The sequence below is a fragment of the Bradyrhizobium sp. 1(2017) genome (genome assembly GCF_011602485.2).
Classification (GTDB): Bacteria; Pseudomonadota; Alphaproteobacteria; order Rhizobiales; family Xanthobacteraceae; genus Bradyrhizobium.
Window position 1 is genome coordinate 2,919,292 of the sequence record NZ_CP050022.2, and the last position, 16,857, is coordinate 2,936,148.

The 16,857-nt window shown below is 63.5% G+C and carries 17 protein-coding genes; 9 read left to right on the forward strand and 8 right to left on the reverse strand.

The annotated features are described in order from the left end of the window. Positions 1-4: 4 nt before the first annotated feature. The 3 genes from HAP40_RS13740 to HAP40_RS13750 all read right to left on the reverse strand — a co-directional run bounded on the left by HAP40_RS13740 (position 5) and on the right by HAP40_RS13750 (position 2,131). Positions 5-1,021, reverse strand: coding sequence for an FAD binding domain-containing protein (locus HAP40_RS13740; RefSeq protein WP_166819517.1), 1,017 nt, complete (start codon positions 1,019-1,021; stop codon positions 5-7). Continuing rightward, positions 1,018-1,509 carry a (2Fe-2S)-binding protein gene (locus HAP40_RS13745; protein WP_166817288.1) on the reverse strand — a complete coding sequence of 164 codons (492 nt, stop codon included), beginning with the start codon at positions 1,507-1,509 and terminating at the stop codon, positions 1,018-1,020. The genes HAP40_RS13740 and HAP40_RS13745 overlap by 4 nt, the downstream gene beginning before the upstream one ends. 142 nt (positions 1,510-1,651) lie before the next feature. Next, positions 1,652-2,131 carry an Lrp/AsnC family transcriptional regulator gene (locus HAP40_RS13750; RefSeq protein ID WP_166817287.1) on the reverse strand — a complete coding sequence of 160 codons (480 nt, stop codon included), beginning with the start codon at positions 2,129-2,131 and terminating at the stop codon, positions 1,652-1,654. 140 nt (positions 2,132-2,271) lie between these two features. Between HAP40_RS13750 and ald the strand changes: the two genes are divergently transcribed. Beyond that, on the forward strand, positions 2,272-3,387 hold the full coding sequence (gene ald, locus HAP40_RS13755; protein WP_166817286.1) for an alanine dehydrogenase: 1,116 nt from the start codon (positions 2,272-2,274) through the stop codon (positions 3,385-3,387). A gap of 3 nt (positions 3,388-3,390) precedes the next feature. Here the strand turns inward: ald and HAP40_RS13760 are convergent, their stop codons facing one another. From HAP40_RS13760 to HAP40_RS13775, 4 genes are all read right to left on the reverse strand, one after another. Beyond that, entirely contained in the window at positions 3,391-4,026 is a 636-nt protein-coding gene (locus tag HAP40_RS13760; RefSeq protein WP_166817285.1) for a 2-hydroxychromene-2-carboxylate isomerase, read from the reverse strand. Between the two features lie 193 nt (positions 4,027-4,219). Continuing rightward, entirely contained in the window at positions 4,220-6,130 is a 1,911-nt protein-coding gene (locus HAP40_RS13765; RefSeq protein WP_166817284.1) for a flavin-containing monooxygenase, read from the reverse strand. Then, the gene (locus tag HAP40_RS13770) at positions 6,127-6,774 is read right to left on the reverse strand and encodes a TetR/AcrR family transcriptional regulator (RefSeq protein WP_166817283.1); all 648 of its coding nucleotides are present in this window, start codon (positions 6,772-6,774) and stop codon (positions 6,127-6,129) included. The genes HAP40_RS13765 and HAP40_RS13770 overlap by 4 nt, the downstream gene beginning before the upstream one ends. Next, positions 6,771-8,264, reverse strand: a complete 1,494-nt coding sequence (locus tag HAP40_RS13775; protein WP_166817282.1) for an AMP-binding protein — start codon at positions 8,262-8,264, stop codon at positions 6,771-6,773. Before HAP40_RS13775 ends, HAP40_RS13770 begins: the two co-directional genes overlap by 4 nt. A 171-nt stretch (positions 8,265-8,435) precedes the next feature. Between HAP40_RS13775 and HAP40_RS13780 the strand changes: the two genes are divergently transcribed. From HAP40_RS13780 to HAP40_RS13810, 7 genes are all read left to right on the forward strand, one after another. Continuing rightward, on the forward strand, positions 8,436-9,695 hold the full coding sequence (locus HAP40_RS13780) for an ABC transporter substrate-binding protein (protein ID WP_166817281.1): 1,260 nt from the start codon (positions 8,436-8,438) through the stop codon (positions 9,693-9,695). A 90-nt stretch (positions 9,696-9,785) separates the two neighbouring features. Further along, the gene (locus HAP40_RS13785) at positions 9,786-10,688 is read left to right on the forward strand and encodes a branched-chain amino acid ABC transporter permease (RefSeq protein ID WP_166817280.1); all 903 of its coding nucleotides are present in this window, start codon (positions 9,786-9,788) and stop codon (positions 10,686-10,688) included. Next, a complete protein-coding gene (locus HAP40_RS13790) occupies positions 10,685-11,704 on the forward strand; it encodes a branched-chain amino acid ABC transporter permease (protein ID WP_166817279.1) in 1,020 nt (339 codons plus the stop codon). Before HAP40_RS13785 ends, HAP40_RS13790 begins: the two co-directional genes overlap by 4 nt. Positions 11,705-11,706: 2 nt before the next feature. Then, positions 11,707-12,462, forward strand: a complete 756-nt coding sequence (locus tag HAP40_RS13795; protein WP_166817278.1) for an ABC transporter ATP-binding protein — start codon at positions 11,707-11,709, stop codon at positions 12,460-12,462. Beyond that, positions 12,459-13,172, forward strand: a complete 714-nt coding sequence (locus HAP40_RS13800; RefSeq protein ID WP_166817277.1) for an ABC transporter ATP-binding protein — start codon at positions 12,459-12,461, stop codon at positions 13,170-13,172. The genes HAP40_RS13795 and HAP40_RS13800 overlap by 4 nt, the downstream gene beginning before the upstream one ends. Before the next feature lie 165 nt (positions 13,173-13,337). Then, entirely contained in the window at positions 13,338-13,556 is a 219-nt protein-coding gene (locus tag HAP40_RS13805) for a hypothetical protein (RefSeq protein ID WP_166817276.1), read from the forward strand. A gap of 110 nt (positions 13,557-13,666) precedes the next feature. Continuing rightward, positions 13,667-14,725 carry a YeiH family protein gene (locus HAP40_RS13810; RefSeq protein WP_166817275.1) on the forward strand — a complete coding sequence of 353 codons (1,059 nt, stop codon included), beginning with the start codon at positions 13,667-13,669 and terminating at the stop codon, positions 14,723-14,725. Between the two features lie 95 nt (positions 14,726-14,820). Here HAP40_RS13810 and HAP40_RS13815 read toward each other — a convergent pair whose 3' ends face one another. After that, entirely contained in the window at positions 14,821-15,708 is an 888-nt protein-coding gene (locus HAP40_RS13815) for a LysR family transcriptional regulator (protein WP_166817274.1), read from the reverse strand. A 243-nt stretch (positions 15,709-15,951) separates the two neighbouring features. Here HAP40_RS13815 and HAP40_RS13820 point away from each other — a divergent pair, with 243 nt between their 5' ends. Further along, positions 15,952-16,764 (forward strand): MBL fold metallo-hydrolase, encoded by an 813-nt coding sequence (locus HAP40_RS13820; RefSeq protein WP_166817273.1) that lies wholly within the window; start codon positions 15,952-15,954, stop codon positions 16,762-16,764. The last annotated feature ends 93 nt before the right edge of the window (positions 16,765-16,857 follow it).

A 16,857-nucleotide genomic window follows, 5' to 3' on the forward strand; every position in this document is an offset into this window, starting at 1 on the left:
TCCCTCACGCGACCTTCTTGTGGGTTTGTGATTGCGGCGTGGCGCTTGTGGCCTGCATCAGCGTGCGCACAATGGCTCGACGCGCGAGCTCGATCTTGAATCCGTTGTGCGAATGAGCAACGGCTCCCTGCAGCAGCAGGTCGGCGGCGTGGCCGAAATGATCCGGTGTCGCCGCCTGGCCGCGCAATGCCGCTTCGGCCTCGAGGCTTCGCCATGGCTTGTGAGCCACGCCGCCGAGCGCCAGGCGCGCTTCGCCGATCGCGTTGCCCTCCAGTTCGAGCGCGGCCGCGACCGAGACCAAAGCAAAAGCGTAGGACAGGCGGTCGCGGATCTTGAGATAGCTGTAGTTTCGGGCAAGGCCAAGCGGCGGCAGCTCGATTGCGGTGATGATCTCTCCGCGGCCCAGAATCGTATCGAGATGAGGCTTGTCGTCCGGAAGCCGATGAAAGTCGGTCAGCGCGACGGTGCGCGTACCGGTGGAACCCGCGATGTGCACGAGCGCGCCGAGCGCGGCCAGCGCCACGCTCATGTCGGATGGGTTCGTCGCGATGCAGGATTTGCTGGTGCCGAGGATTGCGTGGTTGCGGTTGAGGCCATCGAGTGCAGAGCAGCCCGTGCCGGGGCTTCGCTTATTGCAAGGCGTCGTGGTGTCATAGAAATAGGCGCAGCGCGTTCGCTGCATCAGATTGCCGCCCACCGAGGCCATGTTGCGCAACTGCGCGGAAGCGCCGGCCAGGATGGCGCTGGCGAGCAGGGGGTAGCGCTGTTCGATCAGCGGATGGTAGGCGAGATCCGAATTCGGCACCAAAGCGCCGATCCGCAGGCCGCCGTCGGCGGTCTCCTCGATGTCGCGAAGCGGCAGGCGCGATATGTCGATGAGCCGAGTGGGCCGTTCGACATCCTCCTTCATCAGGTCGATCAGGTTGGTGCCGCCGGCAATCAACTTCGCGCCTGGATCGGCGATCAGCAGGCGAATGGCGTCGGCGATATCGGTGGCGCGGGAGTACTGGAAGTTGTTCATGGCCGGCCCATTGCCTGCTGGATCGCGGCGACGATGTTCGGATAGGCGCCGCAGCGGCAGAGATTTCCGCTCATGAGCTCTCTGATCTCGTCGGCATCCCGGGCGTGACCTTCGGCCAGAAGGCCGGTCGCCGAGCAAATCTGTCCCGGCGTGCAATAGCCGCACTGAAAGGCGTCGTGGTCGATGAAGGCCTGTTGCAGGGGATGCAGCGCGCCATTCTTAGCCAAGCCTTCGATCGTCGTGATCTCGGCGCCATCCTTCATGACAGCGAGCGTTAGGCACGAATTGACGCGCCGGCCGTCGATCAGAACGGTACAAGCGCCGCATTGACCGTGATCGCAACCCTTCTTGGTGCCGGTCAGTTCGAGATGATCGCGCAACGCGTCCAGGAGCGTAGTCCAGGGCATGAGATCGAGCTCGTGGCCGATGCCATTGACGACGAGACGAATGGGAATGCGTTCGGGAAGCTCATGCGTGGCGTCGCTCATGTCCTGCTCCCTGCGACGGCGACCAAGCCGAGACGTCAGCCGTGCTGACGCGGAGGCGCCGTCGCCTCCGCTTGCCATGGCGTCCAACGGACAACCAGCCGCTTGGTTCCTTGCCGAGATTATTGCACCCGCGATGAAGCGGTCAGCGTTTCGCCTCGCCGAACACCACCGTCGGCACCGCGCGGTTGACGATCTCGCGAAGTGCAAAGCTGGACTGCACCCGGGCGACGCGCGGCAGGCGCGACAGCTCGGTGCGGTGGATGCGCTCGAAATCCTGGATGTCGCGGGCGAGCACGATCAGAATGTAATCATCCATTCCCGACATCAGGAAGCAGCGCACGACGGAGGGGCATTTCACTACCTCCGCCTCGAACGCTTTCAGCGCATCGTCGCTCTGGCTCTCCAGCGCAATCCGGACCAGCACCGTCGTCGTGAGGCCGAACTGCGCCAGATCGAGCGCGGCCTGATAGGCCTGGATGTAGCCGTCGTCTTCCAGCGCCTTCTGCCGCCGTGCCATCGCCGTGCTCGACAGGCCGATCTTGTTGGCAAGCTCGGTGTGGCTGGCCCGCGCATTGGTCGTGAGTTCCGCGAGAATGGCGAGGTCTTTCCGGTCGAGGGCCAAGGTTTGGTTTCCAGCGTGAAAGGACATTTCCGCGCCGGAAACCGGCGCGCGAGGCGCGAACCTAGCGGATTTTTGTTCGAAACCAAACCGTCGCCATCGCTACGATGATGAACGGAATCAATACTTTGAAGGAGCTGAGGATGCGCGTCGGCGTTCCCAAGGAGATCAAGGTGCAGGAATATCGCGTCGGGCTCACTCCGGGCGCGGTTCGTGATTATGCCGCGGCCGGCCACCAGGTGACGGTCGAGACCGGCGCCGGCAGCGGCATCGGTGCGTCCGACGACGTGTATCGGCGGGCAGGGGCGACGATTGCCGAAAGCGCCCGCGAAATCTTCGCCAAGTCCGACATGATCGTGAAGGTGAAGGAGCCGCAGAAGAGCGAATGGGTCCAGCTCGGCGAGAACCAGATTCTGTTCACTTATCTCCATCTTGCGCCGGATCCGGAGCAGGCCAAGGGCCTGCTTGCCTCCGGGTGCACCGCGATCGCCTATGAGACCGTCACGGACCCAAGCGGTCACCTCCCACTGCTCGCGCCGATGAGCGAAGTCGCCGGCCGCCTTGCGATCGAGGCTGCCGGCGCCGCGCTCAGGCGGTCTGCCGGCGGCCGCGGTCTGCTGCTCGGCGGGGTGCCGGGCGTGCAGCCGGCACGGGTGGTCGTGCTCGGCGGCGGCGTGGTGGGAACGCAGGCGGCGCGCATGGCCGCAGGGCTCGGCGCCGAAGTCACGGTGATCGACCGCTCGATCCTCCGGTTACGCCAGCTGGATGATCTCTTCATCGGACGCGTGCGTACCCGCTTCTCGACGATCGAATCGGTCGAGGAGGAGGTGTTCGCTGCCGACGTCGTGATCGGCGCGGTGCTGGTGCCGGGCGCAAGTGCGCCGAAGCTGGTCACGCGCGCGATGCTGAAGTCGATGCAGCCGGGCGCGGTTCTGGTCGATGTCGCGATCGACCAGGGCGGCTGCTTCGAGACCTCGCATCCGACCACGCACACGGAGCCGACCTACGAGGTCGACGGCGTCGTGCATTATTGCGTCGCCAATATGCCCGGAGCGGTGCCGGTGACCTCGAGCCAGGCGCTGAACAATGCGACGCTGCCGTTCGGGCTGCTGCTCGCTGGCATGGGCTTGGCCGCGGTGCAGGAGAATCCTCACCTGCGCAACGGCCTCAATGTCCATCGTGGCCGGATTACGAACAAGGCGGTGGCGGAGAGCCTCGGGCTGGAGTTTGCTCCGGTGGAGAGCGGGCTGGCGGCGTAGCGATTACGTTGGCTTTCGGTGACGGGTGCCGAGCGCTGCCTCGATCGTCTCTGGGCGCTCAATTCGCTCGATCAGCATGTCGATGCGGTCTCCGCCCCAGAACAGCTCGCCGTTGAACACCATGGTGGGCACGCCGAACACGCCCAGCGCTTCGGCCTCGTCGATGATGCGGTCATGCTCGGCGCGGGCAGGGCCGTTCGCATAGGCCTCGAATGCGCTCGCCGAGCCGCCGCACGATGTGATGACATCCGCGATCGCTGCGAGATCGTCGATCTCCAGCTCATGGCTCCAGAATTTGCGGAACACCGTCTCGTGGTAGGGGCGGAAGAAGCCGTGCCGCTGGGCGAACAGCATACCGACGCTAGAATAGAAGGCGTCGTAGATCCGCCGCGGCCCCTTCATGACGAGCCCTTGCGCATTGGCATAGCGCCGCGCGTCCATATAGGCGTAGCGCACCTTGCGCCAGAAATGCGGCGTGCGCTCCTCGACCTTCCCCATGAACTCGGCGATGCGTAGGGTGTAGGGCAGCCATTCGAGCGCGACGCCGTGCGTCTCTTCAAGCGCGAACAGCCGCTTATTCGCCACGAACGCGTAAGGACTCTTGTAGTCGGTGTAGACGCAGACGATCGGCTTGGACATTGGCGAACTTCCTTTCGAACGAGCGGCATTGCCTGCGATGCGGGAGACTCATGCCGCATGTTCCGTCATTGCGAGCGCAGCGAAGCAATCCTGACTAGCTCCGCGGAAGGATTCTGGATTGCTTCGCTGCGCTCGCAATGACGACGTGGCAAGAGCGCAGCGTTACCGCTCAGCCGGTCCGCGGCGACAATAATCACCCCTTCGTCAGCCTGTATTGCCTCAGATCCGGATCATGCGTCATGCGCCAGTAATCCACGAACCGCCACGGCATCGCCGAAAACACGCGGCCGCTCGCATTGCGGTAGTAAGTACTCATGCCCGGGTGGGTCCAGATCATCGCCTCGTGCTCGGCATCGACCTTGCTGACGTAGTCGTCGAGCACGTCCTGGCGGACGTCGATGGCGGCGACGTCGTGCTCGATCATGTCAGCGAGACAGGCCGAGATGTAACGGCTCTGGCATTCCGACTGGAAGATGACACTGCCACCGTGGGCGGGCCCGGAATTCGGTCCGAGCATGCAGAAGAAGTTCGGAAAGCCCGGGACGGTGAGGCCGAGATACGCAGTCGGATTGTCGTTGGCCCAGGCCTCGCGCAAATCCTTGCCGTCGCGGCCGCTGATGTTGAGGCGCGCCGCCATCTCCGTGACCCTGAAGCCTGTCGCAACCACGATGACGTCGGCGGGGCGGTGTCTGCCGTCGGCGGTGACGATGCCGCCTTCGTCAAAACGGTCGATCGCGTCGGTGACGAGCTCTACATTCGGCCGCGTCAGGGATTTGAACCAGTTGTTGTCGAGCAAGATGCGCTTCCCGTAGGGCGGATAGGCTGGCACGCATTTTTCGATCAGATCGGGCCGGTCCTTCAGCTCGGATAGGATGAAATCGGTCAGCTCCTGGCGGTGCCGGTCATTGCCCTTGTTGACGGCGCGCTCCGGGTGCGGCCACGCCGGGTCCTTGCGCAGGAAAGGCAACAGACCGTCGCCGTAGCGCCAGAACATGTTGAAGCGATACCACTGCACATAGAATGGAAGGTGCGCCAGCAGCCAGCGCGCGCCCTCGCTGATCGGATCGGCATAACCCTTCACCGGCCGTGCCCATTGCGCGCTGCGCTGATAGACGGTGACCGAAGCCACACGTCCGGCGATTGACGGCACCAGCTGCATCGATGTCGCACCGGTGCCGATCACTGCGACATGCTTGCCGTCGACGTTGATGTCGTCCGACCATAGCGCCGAGTGCAGGATCGTGCCCTTGAAGTCTTGCTCCCCTTCGAAGTGGGCGCGCGAGGGATCGTTGAGCTGGCCGATGGCCGACACCAGCGCGGTGGATTCGAAAGTCTCTTCGCCGGTCTTCGTTCTGAGCGTCGATATCCAGCGCCGCTTGCCTTCGTCCCAGCGCGACGAAGTTAGCTCCGTGTTGACCCGCAAATGCTTGCGGATACCATATTCGTCCGCGACCTTCTGGAGATAGCCGAGCAGCTCCTCGCGCTGGCAGAAATAGCGGGTCCATGCATTGCCGGAGCCGAACGAGTAGGAATAGGAGTGGTTCGGCGTGTCGACGCCGCATCCGGGATAGCGGTTGATCCACCAGGTGCCGCCGAGCTCGGCGTTCTTCTCGACGATGGTGTAGCGAATGCCGAGATGGCCAAGCGCGACGCCGAGCGCGATGGCACAGACGCCCGCGCCGACGATCAGGACATGCTGGTCGGCAAGCTTGTCGTCGGCAGGACGCTTTGTCCAGCGTGCCTGGCGCGGCACGAAGCCCATCTCCTCGCGCATCAACGGGGCATATTCCGGCGCGACATTCTCGCCGAGACAGGCGCGCATCATCTTCAGGAGCAGCTCGTCGCCGGGATCGGTGATCACGGGCTTCGGCGTGCCGTTGGCGAAGAGCTCGACGACTGCGGCGCGGATCTCGTCCTGGATATTGCCGGGCACACCGGCCTCGGGATCGGGAATGAGGCGAATGTCGCGCTTGGGCAGATAGGGCGGGGCAAGCCATTTCTCGTCGCCGGTCATGTGCACCAGCACCATCAGGAGACAGCGGATGTCGCCTTCGGCGATCGTGGAGGCGAGATCGAGCGGCTGGTGTGGAGATGCGATGTTCATGGCGTGTCCTGATCTCCGGATGCAGTGAAGAGGCCGCGCGTCATCAGCTTGCGATAGGCGGAGATGACGTGGTCGGGCACGACGGTGACGCCGCCGTCCGAATAGGAGTAGCGGCGGCTGAGATAACCGCGCGAGCCCATCAGCATGTGGACGATCGCCTCGAATTCCTCGTCGCTGTAGTCTTCGATGGCGCCTGCAAGGCGAGCTCGGCGCAGGATGCGGACATAGGCGGTCGCGATGTTGTCGAGATGCTTCTGGTAGCCGATGGGTGCGAAGAATTCGGCCTCGTTGAGTATGCGGAGGAATTCCGGAACCTCGCGGATGAAATCGAAGAAGGCGGCAAAGCGCGCGATTTCCTGCCGCGCCGCGTCCGCCGTGCCTGTGCGCACGCGGATGAACTCGACCATGTCGAGACCGATCTTGGGCAGAAGCTGGTCGAGCAGCTCCTGCCGGTTCTCGAAATGATTGTAGAAGGTGCCTTGCGCGACGCCGGCTTCCTCGGTGATGCGCGCGACCGAGGCCTCGGCATAGCCATGCTTGCCGACGACCTTGGTGGCAGCCTCGAAAATCTTCTGCTTGGTCCAGGCGTTGCGCTCGACCCGGTTGAGCTTCGTCACTTTCGCGGTGGCTGGAGTTTGCGTCATGCCACGGTCTCCAGTTCAGCGCGCAGCACGCGCTTGAGGATTTTTCCGGATGGATTGCGCGGCAAGCTGCTGCGGATGACGAGCTGTTTCGGTACCTTGAAGCTCGCAAGCCGCGCGCGGCAGTGCGCGGTGAGGGCAGGGAGGTCGAGGCGGGCGCCCTCGGCCAGCACGACGATCGCAACCGGCCGCTCCCCCCAGCGCGGATCGCGCAGACCGATCACCGCGACCTCACGCACCTCCGGCAGATCATAAATGACGCGCTCGACCTCGGAGGAGGCGATATTCTCGCCGCCGGAGATGATCATGTCCTTCTTGCGGTCGGTCAGGTACAGAAAGCCGTCCTCGTCGAGATAGCCGATGTCGCCACTGCGGAACCAGTCGTCGAAGAAAGCCGATGCCGTCTTTTCCGGATCCCTCCAATAGCTGCGCGTGATTTTGGGGCCGCGCAGGCAGATCTCACCGTTGACGTTCGGCGGCAGCGTCTTGCCGTTTTCGTCTCGGATCTCGATCTCGACATGGGCGATGGCGCGTCCGGTCGAGCCGATCTTCTCGATCTCGCGGCCTTTCTCCATGAAAGTGTCGCCGCCGACGGTCTCGGTGAGGCCATAGGCGTCGATATAGCGCGCGTTGCGGAAGTACTCTGAGAAGGCGCGGATTCGCAGCTCCGGCGTCTTCTCGCCGCCGCCAATCGCCCATTGCAGGCTCGAGACGTCGTAGCGATCGCGTGTCGGGCAGGTGAGCATCGCGGTGGTCATCACAGGCGCGAACCACGCCGCGTTGAGCCTGTCTTCTGCGATCGCCGCGAGCGCCGTCTCCGGTTCGAAATTGCGTTCGATGCGGATGAAGCCGCCATGCCAGAGCACGGCGATGCCCGGCAGGTCGAGCGCGCCGACGTGATAGAGCGGGCCGACGACGAGAAGGCGCGTGTCGGCGCCGAGACCGAGCGCGATCGTCTGGTCGGCGGATTTCCAGTAGAAATTATCGTAAGTGAGCATCACCCCCTTGGGGCGGTCGGTCGTGCCCGAGGTGTACATCAGTCGCATCAAATCGGATGGTTGGCGGACATGCATGGGCGCGGGCGGCGTGCCGCCTGCGAGATGCGTGATGCTCTGCTGGGCGGCTTCGTTCAGCGCGACAATCGTGGCACCCGCTGCATTCGCGGCGAGTTCTTCATCGGCGATCAACAGCCGCGCGCCGGCATTGCCGGTGATGTAGCCGACCTCGTCGCGCGAGAGGCGGAAGTTGATCGGCAGGCACACCGCGCCGAGGTGGCTGGTCGCGAAGACAAGCTCCAGGAACGCCGCGCTGTTCTTCATCAGCAGGGCCACGACATCGCCGGCGCCGATGCCCTGCGTGGCGAGCCAGCCTGCAACCCGGCGGACGCGCGCATCGAAGACCGCGTAAGAGATTTCTTCGCCGCGATATTTCAGCGCAGGCCGGTCCGGCGTACGCCGTGCATGAAAGGCGATGAAGCTCGACAGGTTGATCATTGCGCTTGTTTTGAGCCGGTTGCGGCCTCATCCCCTCCATCGATGAATTCTGACTCGTAATTCATCTTTGGCTTGACGTCACCCCCCTTGCTCTGAAATCCTTGGAAACACGGAGACGAGACGATCTCCGGCAGGGATCAGGAAACGCCGACCCGAGAGAGGGAGGGGAAAATGACGAGAACCCGCACGCCGGGCATCAGCCGCCGTTCGACACTGGCGCTGATGGGCGCCGGTGCAATGACATTTGCCGCGCCGCGGGTGGCGCGGGCGCAAGCCAAGACGATCAAGATCGGGATGCCGACGATTCTGTCGGGTCGCGTCGCGCAGCTCGGCACGTCTTCGCGCAATGCCGTGATGCTCGAGGTCGAGAAGGTCAACGCTGCCGGCGGTCTCGCCGGCCGGCAGATCGAGATGGTGATCCGCGACTCCAAGGGCCAGCCGCAGGAAGCCGCTCGCGTCGCGCGCGAGCTCGTCAACACCGATGGCTGCGAATTGCTGCTCGATGGCGAGGCGTCCTCCGGCTCGTTCGCGGTGCACGAGGTGGCGCGCGATCTCGGCGTGCTCTGCATCCACACTTGCTCGGAGGCATCGTCGCTGACGGCCGATCCGAAGCAGCACATCCCGAACGCGTTCCGCTGCGTGCGCCAGGGCATCCACGATTCCATCGTCGGCGGCAGCTATGCCGCCTCGATCGCGAAAGCCAAGGGCCTGAAGAAATGGGCGACCTGCTCGCCGGACTATGCCTATGGCCGCGACACCACCGGCGAATTCACACTGTATCTGAAGCGCTTCGCGCCTGACGTCGAGATCGTCAGCGAGTCCTGGCCAAAGCTGTTCCAGCCCGATTACACCGAGGTGGTGACGAAGATTCTTCAGGCCAAGCCGCAGGCCCTGTACTCCTGCCTATGGGGTGGCGATCTCACCTCCTACATCGATCAGGCCAACATCTATGCGATGTTCAGCCAGATGGAGGTGTTCGCGGTCAACATGGCCGACTACACCGCGCTCACGGTGGTCAAGAACCTGCCCAAGGGCATCCACTCCGGCAACCGCTACATCAAGACCTTCCCCACTACGCCGGAGAACGCCGCCTGGGGCGATGCTTACAGGGCGAAATACAACGAATATCCCACCAACTGGTCGTGGCAGAACGCGACGGCGGTGATGTTCCTGGCCGAAGCCGCCAAGAAGGCGAACGCGGCCGACGGCAAGAAGATCGCGGAGGTGCTGAAGGGCCTCACCATCAAGTGCCCGTTCGGCGCCGACGGCACCGTGACGATGCGCGGCGACGACCACACGCTGGTCGGCTACGCCATCGGCTGGGGCACCACGATCCCGCAGGAGCCCTACGTCCCCGAGGTCAAGGCAGGCGACTGGAAGACCATCTTCGAGCTCGAAGCCGAGTGGAAGAAGAGCAAGGGCTACACCTGATCTGAAATGCCGGCGGAGGCGGGTGACCGTCTCCGCCGCTTCGCCTGGCCCTCCGCGCCGTATCGGGCGCGCTGCAATGAAAGTGCTCCTGTGGATCTCGACGCGCTCGCCGGTTGCCTCTCCAGCTCCGCCTGTCTGGTGACGCAGACAACCAGCGGCCTCATCATCGGCATGCTGCTGTTCCTCGTCGCGGTCGGGCTGACGCTGATCTTCGGCGTGCTCAAGGTCGTCAACTTCAGCCACGGCGCCTTCTACATGTTCGGCGCCTATTTCGCGATGACGGCCTATCAGCTCACCGGCAGTTTTGCGCTGGCGATGCTGGCCGGCGCGGCCGGCACCGCCATTCTCGGCCTGATCTTTGAGCGCGTCTTCATGAGCCGAGTCTATGGCGCCGACGTGCTGATGCAGTTGCTGGTATGTTACGCCTTTGTGCTGATCTTCGACGATGTCGTGCGCATCATCTGGGGGCCGGAGTTCAAGTCGATGGGCATGCCGGCGGCGTTCCAGGTGATGCCGCTGTTCATCGCCGGCGGCGTGGTGCCGCCTTATTATCTCTTGCTGATCGGTGTTGCGCTGGTCGCCGCGATCGTCCTGGGCATCGGCCTGTCGCGCAGCCGTATCGGCAAGGTCATCCGCGCCGCTGCACACAATCCCGGCATGGTCTCGGCGCTCGGCATCAACACCGGTCTGATCTATGGCGGCGTGTTCGCACTTGGCGGCATGCTGGCGGGACTTGCCGGTGCGCTGGCCGCGCCCGTTCGCTCGCTGACCCCCGGCATGGGATTTTCGGTCCTGATCGAGTCATTCATCGTCACCGTGATCGGAGGGATGGGATCGATCCTGGGCGCGCTGATCGGCGCGCTGCTGCTCGGGCTGATCCGTTCATACGGCTCGCTCGGCTTTCCCTTGTTCACGGAAGGGCTGATGTATCTGTTCATGGTGATCGTGCTGGTTTCCAAGCCCACAGGCCTGTTCGGCAAGGAGGCGGCATGACCGAGCTGGAGGCCGGGCGAGCGCAATCGTTGATGCCGGTGCGGAACGCCGCCGCGTTCCAACGCTATCGCGACGTCCTGATCGCGCTGATCGCCTTTGCCGTGCTGGCGAGCCTGCCGCTGTTCACGGGCAGCAAGGCGCTGCTTGATTTCGTCATTCGCTGCTCGGCCTACGGCCTGTTTGCGACTTCACTCAATTTGCTGGTCGGCTATACCGGCCTGACCTCCTTCGGTCACGGCATGTTCTTCGGCCTTGGCGCCTACAGTTTCGGCTTGATCATGCAGAAGCTCGGCGTGCCCATTCCGGTCGCCTTCGTCGCGACGCTGGCGATCACGGCGGTGGTCGCCGCGATCATCGGCGCGATCTGCGTGCGGCTGAAGGAGATCTATTTCGCCTTCGTCACGCTCGCGTTCCAGATGCTGATCCATTCGACGATCCTGTCCTGGGCGTCCTTCACCGGCGGCGATCAGGGCCTGCGCGGCGGCATTCCGCGACCGGTCTTTCTCGGCATCGATCTTTCCAACCACGTCCATCTCTATGTCGCGAGCTGCGCACTGCTGATCATTGGGCTGCTCGCGATGCGCCAGATCGCGCAATCGCCGTTCGGCTACACGCTGCGCATGATCCGCGACAACGCCGCGCGCGCGAGCTTTCTCGGCATCGACGTCTGGCGCGCCAAGCTCACCGTGTTCGTGCTGGCGGCACTGTTCGCGTCGATGGGTGGCATGGTGATGGCGCTGTTCGTCTCCGGTGCCTATCCGGAATTCGCCTATTGGACGATCTCGGGCGAGGGCATCTTCATCAACATGCTCGGCGGCGTCTCGACCTTCCTGGGGCCGATGGTCGGGACCGTGCTGCTGCTTCTGCTCAACGACACCGTCACGCGCTTCACCGAATACCACGGCATCGTGCTCGGGATCGTCATCCTGTTCTTCGCGCTCGGCCTGCGCAAAGGCCTTTTGGATTTCGTCGCCGAATGGGTGGCGCATCGCCGCGATGCAGGCGAGGGGCGCTGATCATGCTCGAGATCCGCAACCTTGCAAAATCATTCGGCGGCGTGAAGGCGACCAACGACGTCTCGCTTGACTTTCCCGACGGCTCGCTCACGGCCGTGATCGGACCGAACGGCGCCGGCAAGAGCACCTTCTTCAACCTGATCACCGGCGCGTTGAAGCCGGATTCCGGACAGGTGCTGCTCGACGGCGTCGAACTCGCCGGCCGCTCACCGCCGGAGATCGTACGCCACGGCATCGGCCGCGCCTTCCAGGTCGCCAGCATCTTCAAATCGTTGACGGTGCAGGAGACCATGCTTGCCGCCGTCAGCGCTGACCAGCGTACCTCGGCGGTGTTGCACAAGCGCTTTCCGCTCCTCGAGACGCGCGACCGCGCCGAGCATGTGATGGAGCTGCTGGGCCTCGCCGGCAAACGCCATCGCACGGCCGCCACGCTGTCGCACGGCGATCAGAAGCTGCTCGATATCGCTTTGGCTCTGGTGCTCGATCCAAAGGTGCTGCTACTGGACGAGCCGACCGCCGGCATGGGCCCGGAAGAACGCTGGCGCATGATCGACAAGGTGCGCGAGCTCTGGGAAACCCAGAAGATCACCGTCGTGTTCATCGAGCACGACATGGACATCGTGTTCAAGATCGCGCCGAAGATCGTCGTGCTCTGCTACGGCCGTATCCTCGCCATCGGCACGCCTGACGAGATCCGCAACAACAGCGCCGTGATCGACGCCTATCTCGGCACCGAACATGCGGGAGCTGCCGCATGAGCGGTGCCGTCATCGAAGTCGCCGATCTCGATGTCTATTACGGAACCAGCCAGATCCTGTTCGGCGTCGGCCTGTCGGTGCGGCAGGGCGAGACCATGGCGCTGCTCGGCCGCAACGGCGCGGGCAAATCGACGACCATGAAGGCGATCATGGGGCTGGCGCCGCCGCGGCGGGGAAGGGTCAGCCTGCGCGGTGCGGTGATTTCCGGCCTGAAGCCGCACGCGATCGCGCGCGCCGGCCTTGGCTTCGTGCCGGAGGACCGCCAGATTTTTCCGGAGCACACGGTCGAGGACAATCTCGTCATCGGCCAGAAGAAGGGACCGGAGGGCCAGGACGAGTGGCCGATCAAGCGCATCTATGAGGTGTTTCCACTCCTGGAACCGCTGCGCCACCGTATCGCCGGTCGCCTCTCCGGCGGCGAGCAGCAGATGCTCGCGATCGCGCGTACGCTGATGGGCAATCCGGCGCTGCTGCTGCTGGATGAGCCGAGCGAGGGCCTCGCGCCGATCATCGTGCAGCGGATCGGCGAGCTGCTGCGGCAGCTCCGTCAGCTCGGATCGACCGTGCTGATCGCCGAGCAGAACATGCATTTCTGCCTGGGGCTGGCGAGCCATGCGACGATCATCGACAAGGGCCAGATCGTCTATGCCGCCGGCATCGACGAGCTGAAGGCCAACGAAGCGATCCGGCGGCGGTACTTGGCCCTGTAGGCCGGGCGCGGTGTCCAAATAGGCCGAAAGAAGAAAACTATTGTTCGGCAGTGATCCAACGGAAGGAGTTTTCCTTCGGAAGGACAAAAACGCCAATCGCTTCCATTGCTGTTTCGGGCCGAAACGACGACATTCCCATCAGAATTTGATGGATTGGCCAGAGCCATGGAACGCACCGGATTTGAACCCTTCGGCGAGCAATTGGTGTCCGCAACGGACACCCAGACGCGGTCGCGTGCGTCAAAGCTCCTGCTGCGGGCTGGTACCGGCCTGTTCTGGTCCCTGGTCGCCGGGATCGTGCTGGCGCGCGCCGCCTTTTTCGAGCCCGGCATCTATGACGGTTTCAGCCGCGTGGCTTCGCTTGCCAAGAGCCTGATCTTCTGACGCCGGTCATTCCGGGCTGAGGATAGAACTTCCCTCGGGCCTGATATGTCGAAAACATATTTCCCTCTCGGGTCGCGCTGCGTATAAATCTTTCTCCTTGGGAGAGATTTGTGTCGCAGAATCAAGCATCCAGCCCGGCCGACGCCAAGCCGGCCACAGTCGCGAGCCGCATTGCGGCGCTGATTCCCGGCATTCTCCTTTGCGTTCTGGTCGCCGGTGTCTCGGCCCTGCTTGAGCGCGCCGAGCTGGGCATGTTCGAGCATCCCTACGTCGAAGCCCTGGTGATGGCGATCCTGCTCGGAATGGTGCTGCGCAGCTTCTGGAAACCGGCGCCGCGCTGGCAGGCCGGCATTGCCTTCAGCGCCAAGCAGCTTCTCGAAGTCGCGGTCATGCTGTTGGGTGCCTCGATCAGCTTTGCCGCGATCGCGGCCTCGGGCATCGCGCTCCTGGCCTCGATCGCGGCCGTTGTTGTGATCGCGCTCTGTGTTTCCTTCGGCCTCAGCCGCATGCTCGGTCTGTCGACGCGACTGTCGATCCTGATTGCCTGCGGCAACTCGATCTGCGGCAATTCCGCGATCGCCGCCGTGGCTCCGATCATCGGCGCCAACAATGACGAGATCGCGTCTTCGATCTCCTTTACCGCGATCCTCGGCGTGATGATGGTGCTGGGCCTGCCGCTGTTGATTCCGCTGTTGCAATTGTCTGCGACGCAATATGGCATCCTCGCCGGCCTGACCGTCTACGCCGTGCCCCAGGTGCTGGCCGCGACGGTGCCGGCCGGCCTCGTCTCGACGCAGATCGGCACGCTGGTCAAGCTGATGCGGGTCCTGATGCTCGGCCCAGTCGTCGTCGGCCTGTCGCTGGTCGCCTCGCGCTGGCAGAGCGACGCCAAGAAGGCCAATGTCGGTTTCTTCCGTCTGGTGCCCTGGTTCATCCTCGGCTTCCTCGCACTCGCGACCCTGCGGTCCCTGGAGATCGTGCCCTCCACGGTGGTCGGACCCGTGACCAAGATCACCGGCTTTCTCACCGTGGTCTCGATGGCTGCCCTGGGCCTCGGTGTCGACGTGCGCGTGCTGGCCAATGTCGGCGGCCGCGTGACGGCCGCCGTGACGCTGTCGCTGATGCTGCTGCTCGGCATCAGCATCGCACTGGTGCACTGGTTCAAATGAAGCGGGAGCGGTCCTTGCCTGCTCCGCTGGAGCGGCAAGATGGCGAGGCGGAGTTGTTCGCCGGGGGCGGGCCCTCGCAACACGCGGCGCGCAGGCTATTGTCGAGAGAGTCGCAGCGCGTTCGCTAACGCAGACAGCGCAGCAGGCTGATGCTGACGGCTTGGATAGTACATGAAGAAGCCGGGAGTTGGCGGCGTCCAGTCCTCCAGGACACGAACAAGCTGCCGCTTCGCAATGTATCCTGCGACCTGCTCTTCATAGGCGAGACCGAGGCCAACTCCATCGAGCGCCGCCTGAATCACCAAGTGAGTATCGTCGACGATGAGCGGGCCATTGACGCCCATCCTGACCGACTGTCGTCCGCGTTCGAACTCCCATCGATATGGACCGCCTGGTAGACGAAGGGTTATGCATCGATGTTCATTCAGATCTTTCGGCTTTTGCGGGATGGGTCGTGACGCGAAATAGCGGGGCGATCCCACGACGGCCAACCGCAGTTGCGGCGTGACCCGCACTGCGATCATATCCTTTTGTATGTACTCGCCAAGCTGAATGCCGGCATCGAACTCGCCTGCAACGAGGTCAACAGGGCCAGTGGTGGTGACAACGTCGAGAACGATGTCAGGATAGGCCTCAGCGAACGCCGTGAGCCGCGGCAACAATACCATCACGGCGGCCGAGCGCGACATCGCAATTCGAAGGCGCCCGGCGGGTCGGTGCCGTATGCTTCGGGCTCTGTCGAGGGCACGAGCGATTTGCTCCAGTGCCGGAGCCAAGTCTTCCAAAAGAGCTGCCCCTGCAGCGGTTGGTGCGACGCTCTTCGTCGTTCGAGCAAGAAGCTGCAACTCGAGCCGCTGCTCAAGCCCGCGGATCGTGTGGCTCAGGGCAGATTGAGACACACCCAGCTTTACGGCCGCCCGTGTGAAGCTCCGTTCACGAGCGACCATCGCAAACGTAGCAAGCTCGTTCAGTTCGTTTCTCATGACTTATGAATATCGCTCATGACCCTATTCAATGCAATCCGCATAGTCTCATAAGCTACTTCGTCGTAGGACTTGCCGGCGTGCTTCGAGGCTCGGTACCGAAACGGCCAGACGGCATGGACCGGTTCGATGTAACAGCTCGTCAGGATAGCTAATGGACACGGATGTTCGCGCCTTGCGCTTATTAGCGCAGACCTATTTCGACGCCGCCTGTGAACTGCTCGAGATCGCAGCGGTGGCCTCATGATCGTTACAACCCACAGCGATAATGTCCTCTGCGGCACTTCGGGAGGACGGTGCATCTGGTCTCTCTCGGACGGCTATCTCGACATGCCGGCGGATCTTTTGCGGGACGCGCAGAATAGCCCTGTGCTGCAAGCCATGCAGGCAGAGGCGCTTCGGCTCTCCGTCAATTGCTTCGCTCTTGCAGGCCCGGGCACTGAGCGCGTTCTGATCGACTGCGGAGGAGGGGGCTGGGCACCGACAGTGGGGCGTCTGGAGCAGACCATGGCGGAGGCCCGGATCGATCTTGCGTCGATCACGCTCCTGGCGCTCACCCACACTCATCAGGATCATGTGCGCGGGCTTTTGACCCCCGACGGTCGAGTGCTCTTGCCAAACCTGAAGGCGATCATGATTGCCGAGGCGGCTGTGGAGAGTTTTCTCGCCGACGTGCACCTTGCGCGGTTTCGGCCCTTGCTGTGGCCCATACGGAATGGCGACCAGGTCGCTGGGGGACTAAAGGCGATTGCCTTGCCCGGTCATGCTCCCGGTCACATCGGCTACACGCTGGACACGAACGAGGACCGTTTCCTGTTCTTCGGGGACGTCGTTCACGTGCCTGGCTTGCAGTTCGGCAATCCCACGTTCAGTTGGGGCTATGACGACGATCAACCCATTGCACGCGCAACCCGCCTGAAGGTGCTCCATGACGCGGCCGAGGCGGGGACGTGGATCGCCGGAGCGCATCTTGGCTGGCCAGGCATCGGTCGCGTGGCGCGCAAGGGCGAAGCATATGGCTTTGAGCCGGCATGGGGCTCGCCGGACAGGCGATGACCCAAAGGGGAGAATGGAAACGAGCGCGTCGGGAGGAAGCTGGATCACGTTCGCTGCATGATGACGCGGGTCTGCGCATCAAGCGCGCCGAAA

Coding starts and splice junctions, on each gene's coding strand:
- HAP40_RS13790 (WP_166817279.1), top strand. CDS start 10,685: ATGACCGAGCTGGAGGCCGGGCGAGCGCAATCGTTGATGCCGGTGCGG.
- HAP40_RS13795 (WP_166817278.1), top strand. CDS start 11,707: ATGCTCGAGATCCGCAACCTTGCAAAATCATTCGGCGGCGTGAAGGCG.
- HAP40_RS13745 (WP_166817288.1), bottom strand. CDS start 1,509: ATGAGCGACGCCACGCATGAGCTTCCCGAACGCATTCCCATTCGTCTC.
- HAP40_RS13760 (WP_166817285.1), bottom strand. CDS start 4,026: ATGTCCAAGCCGATCGTCTGCGTCTACACCGACTACAAGAGTCCTTAC.
- HAP40_RS13805 (WP_166817276.1), top strand. CDS start 13,338: ATGGAACGCACCGGATTTGAACCCTTCGGCGAGCAATTGGTGTCCGCA.
- HAP40_RS13775 (WP_166817282.1), bottom strand. CDS start 8,264: ATGATCAACCTGTCGAGCTTCATCGCCTTTCATGCACGGCGTACGCCG.
- HAP40_RS13815 (WP_166817274.1), bottom strand. CDS start 15,708: ATGAGAAACGAACTGAACGAGCTTGCTACGTTTGCGATGGTCGCTCGT.
- ald (WP_166817286.1), top strand. CDS start 2,272: ATGCGCGTCGGCGTTCCCAAGGAGATCAAGGTGCAGGAATATCGCGTC.
- HAP40_RS13770 (WP_166817283.1), bottom strand. CDS start 6,774: ATGACGCAAACTCCAGCCACCGCGAAAGTGACGAAGCTCAACCGGGTC.
- HAP40_RS13800 (WP_166817277.1), top strand. CDS start 12,459: ATGAGCGGTGCCGTCATCGAAGTCGCCGATCTCGATGTCTATTACGGA.
- HAP40_RS13740 (WP_166819517.1), bottom strand. CDS start 1,021: ATGAACAACTTCCAGTACTCCCGCGCCACCGATATCGCCGACGCCATT.
- HAP40_RS13780 (WP_166817281.1), top strand. CDS start 8,436: ATGACGAGAACCCGCACGCCGGGCATCAGCCGCCGTTCGACACTGGCG.
- HAP40_RS13820 (WP_166817273.1), top strand. CDS start 15,952: ATGATCGTTACAACCCACAGCGATAATGTCCTCTGCGGCACTTCGGGA.
- HAP40_RS13765 (WP_166817284.1), bottom strand. CDS start 6,130: ATGAACATCGCATCTCCACACCAGCCGCTCGATCTCGCCTCCACGATC.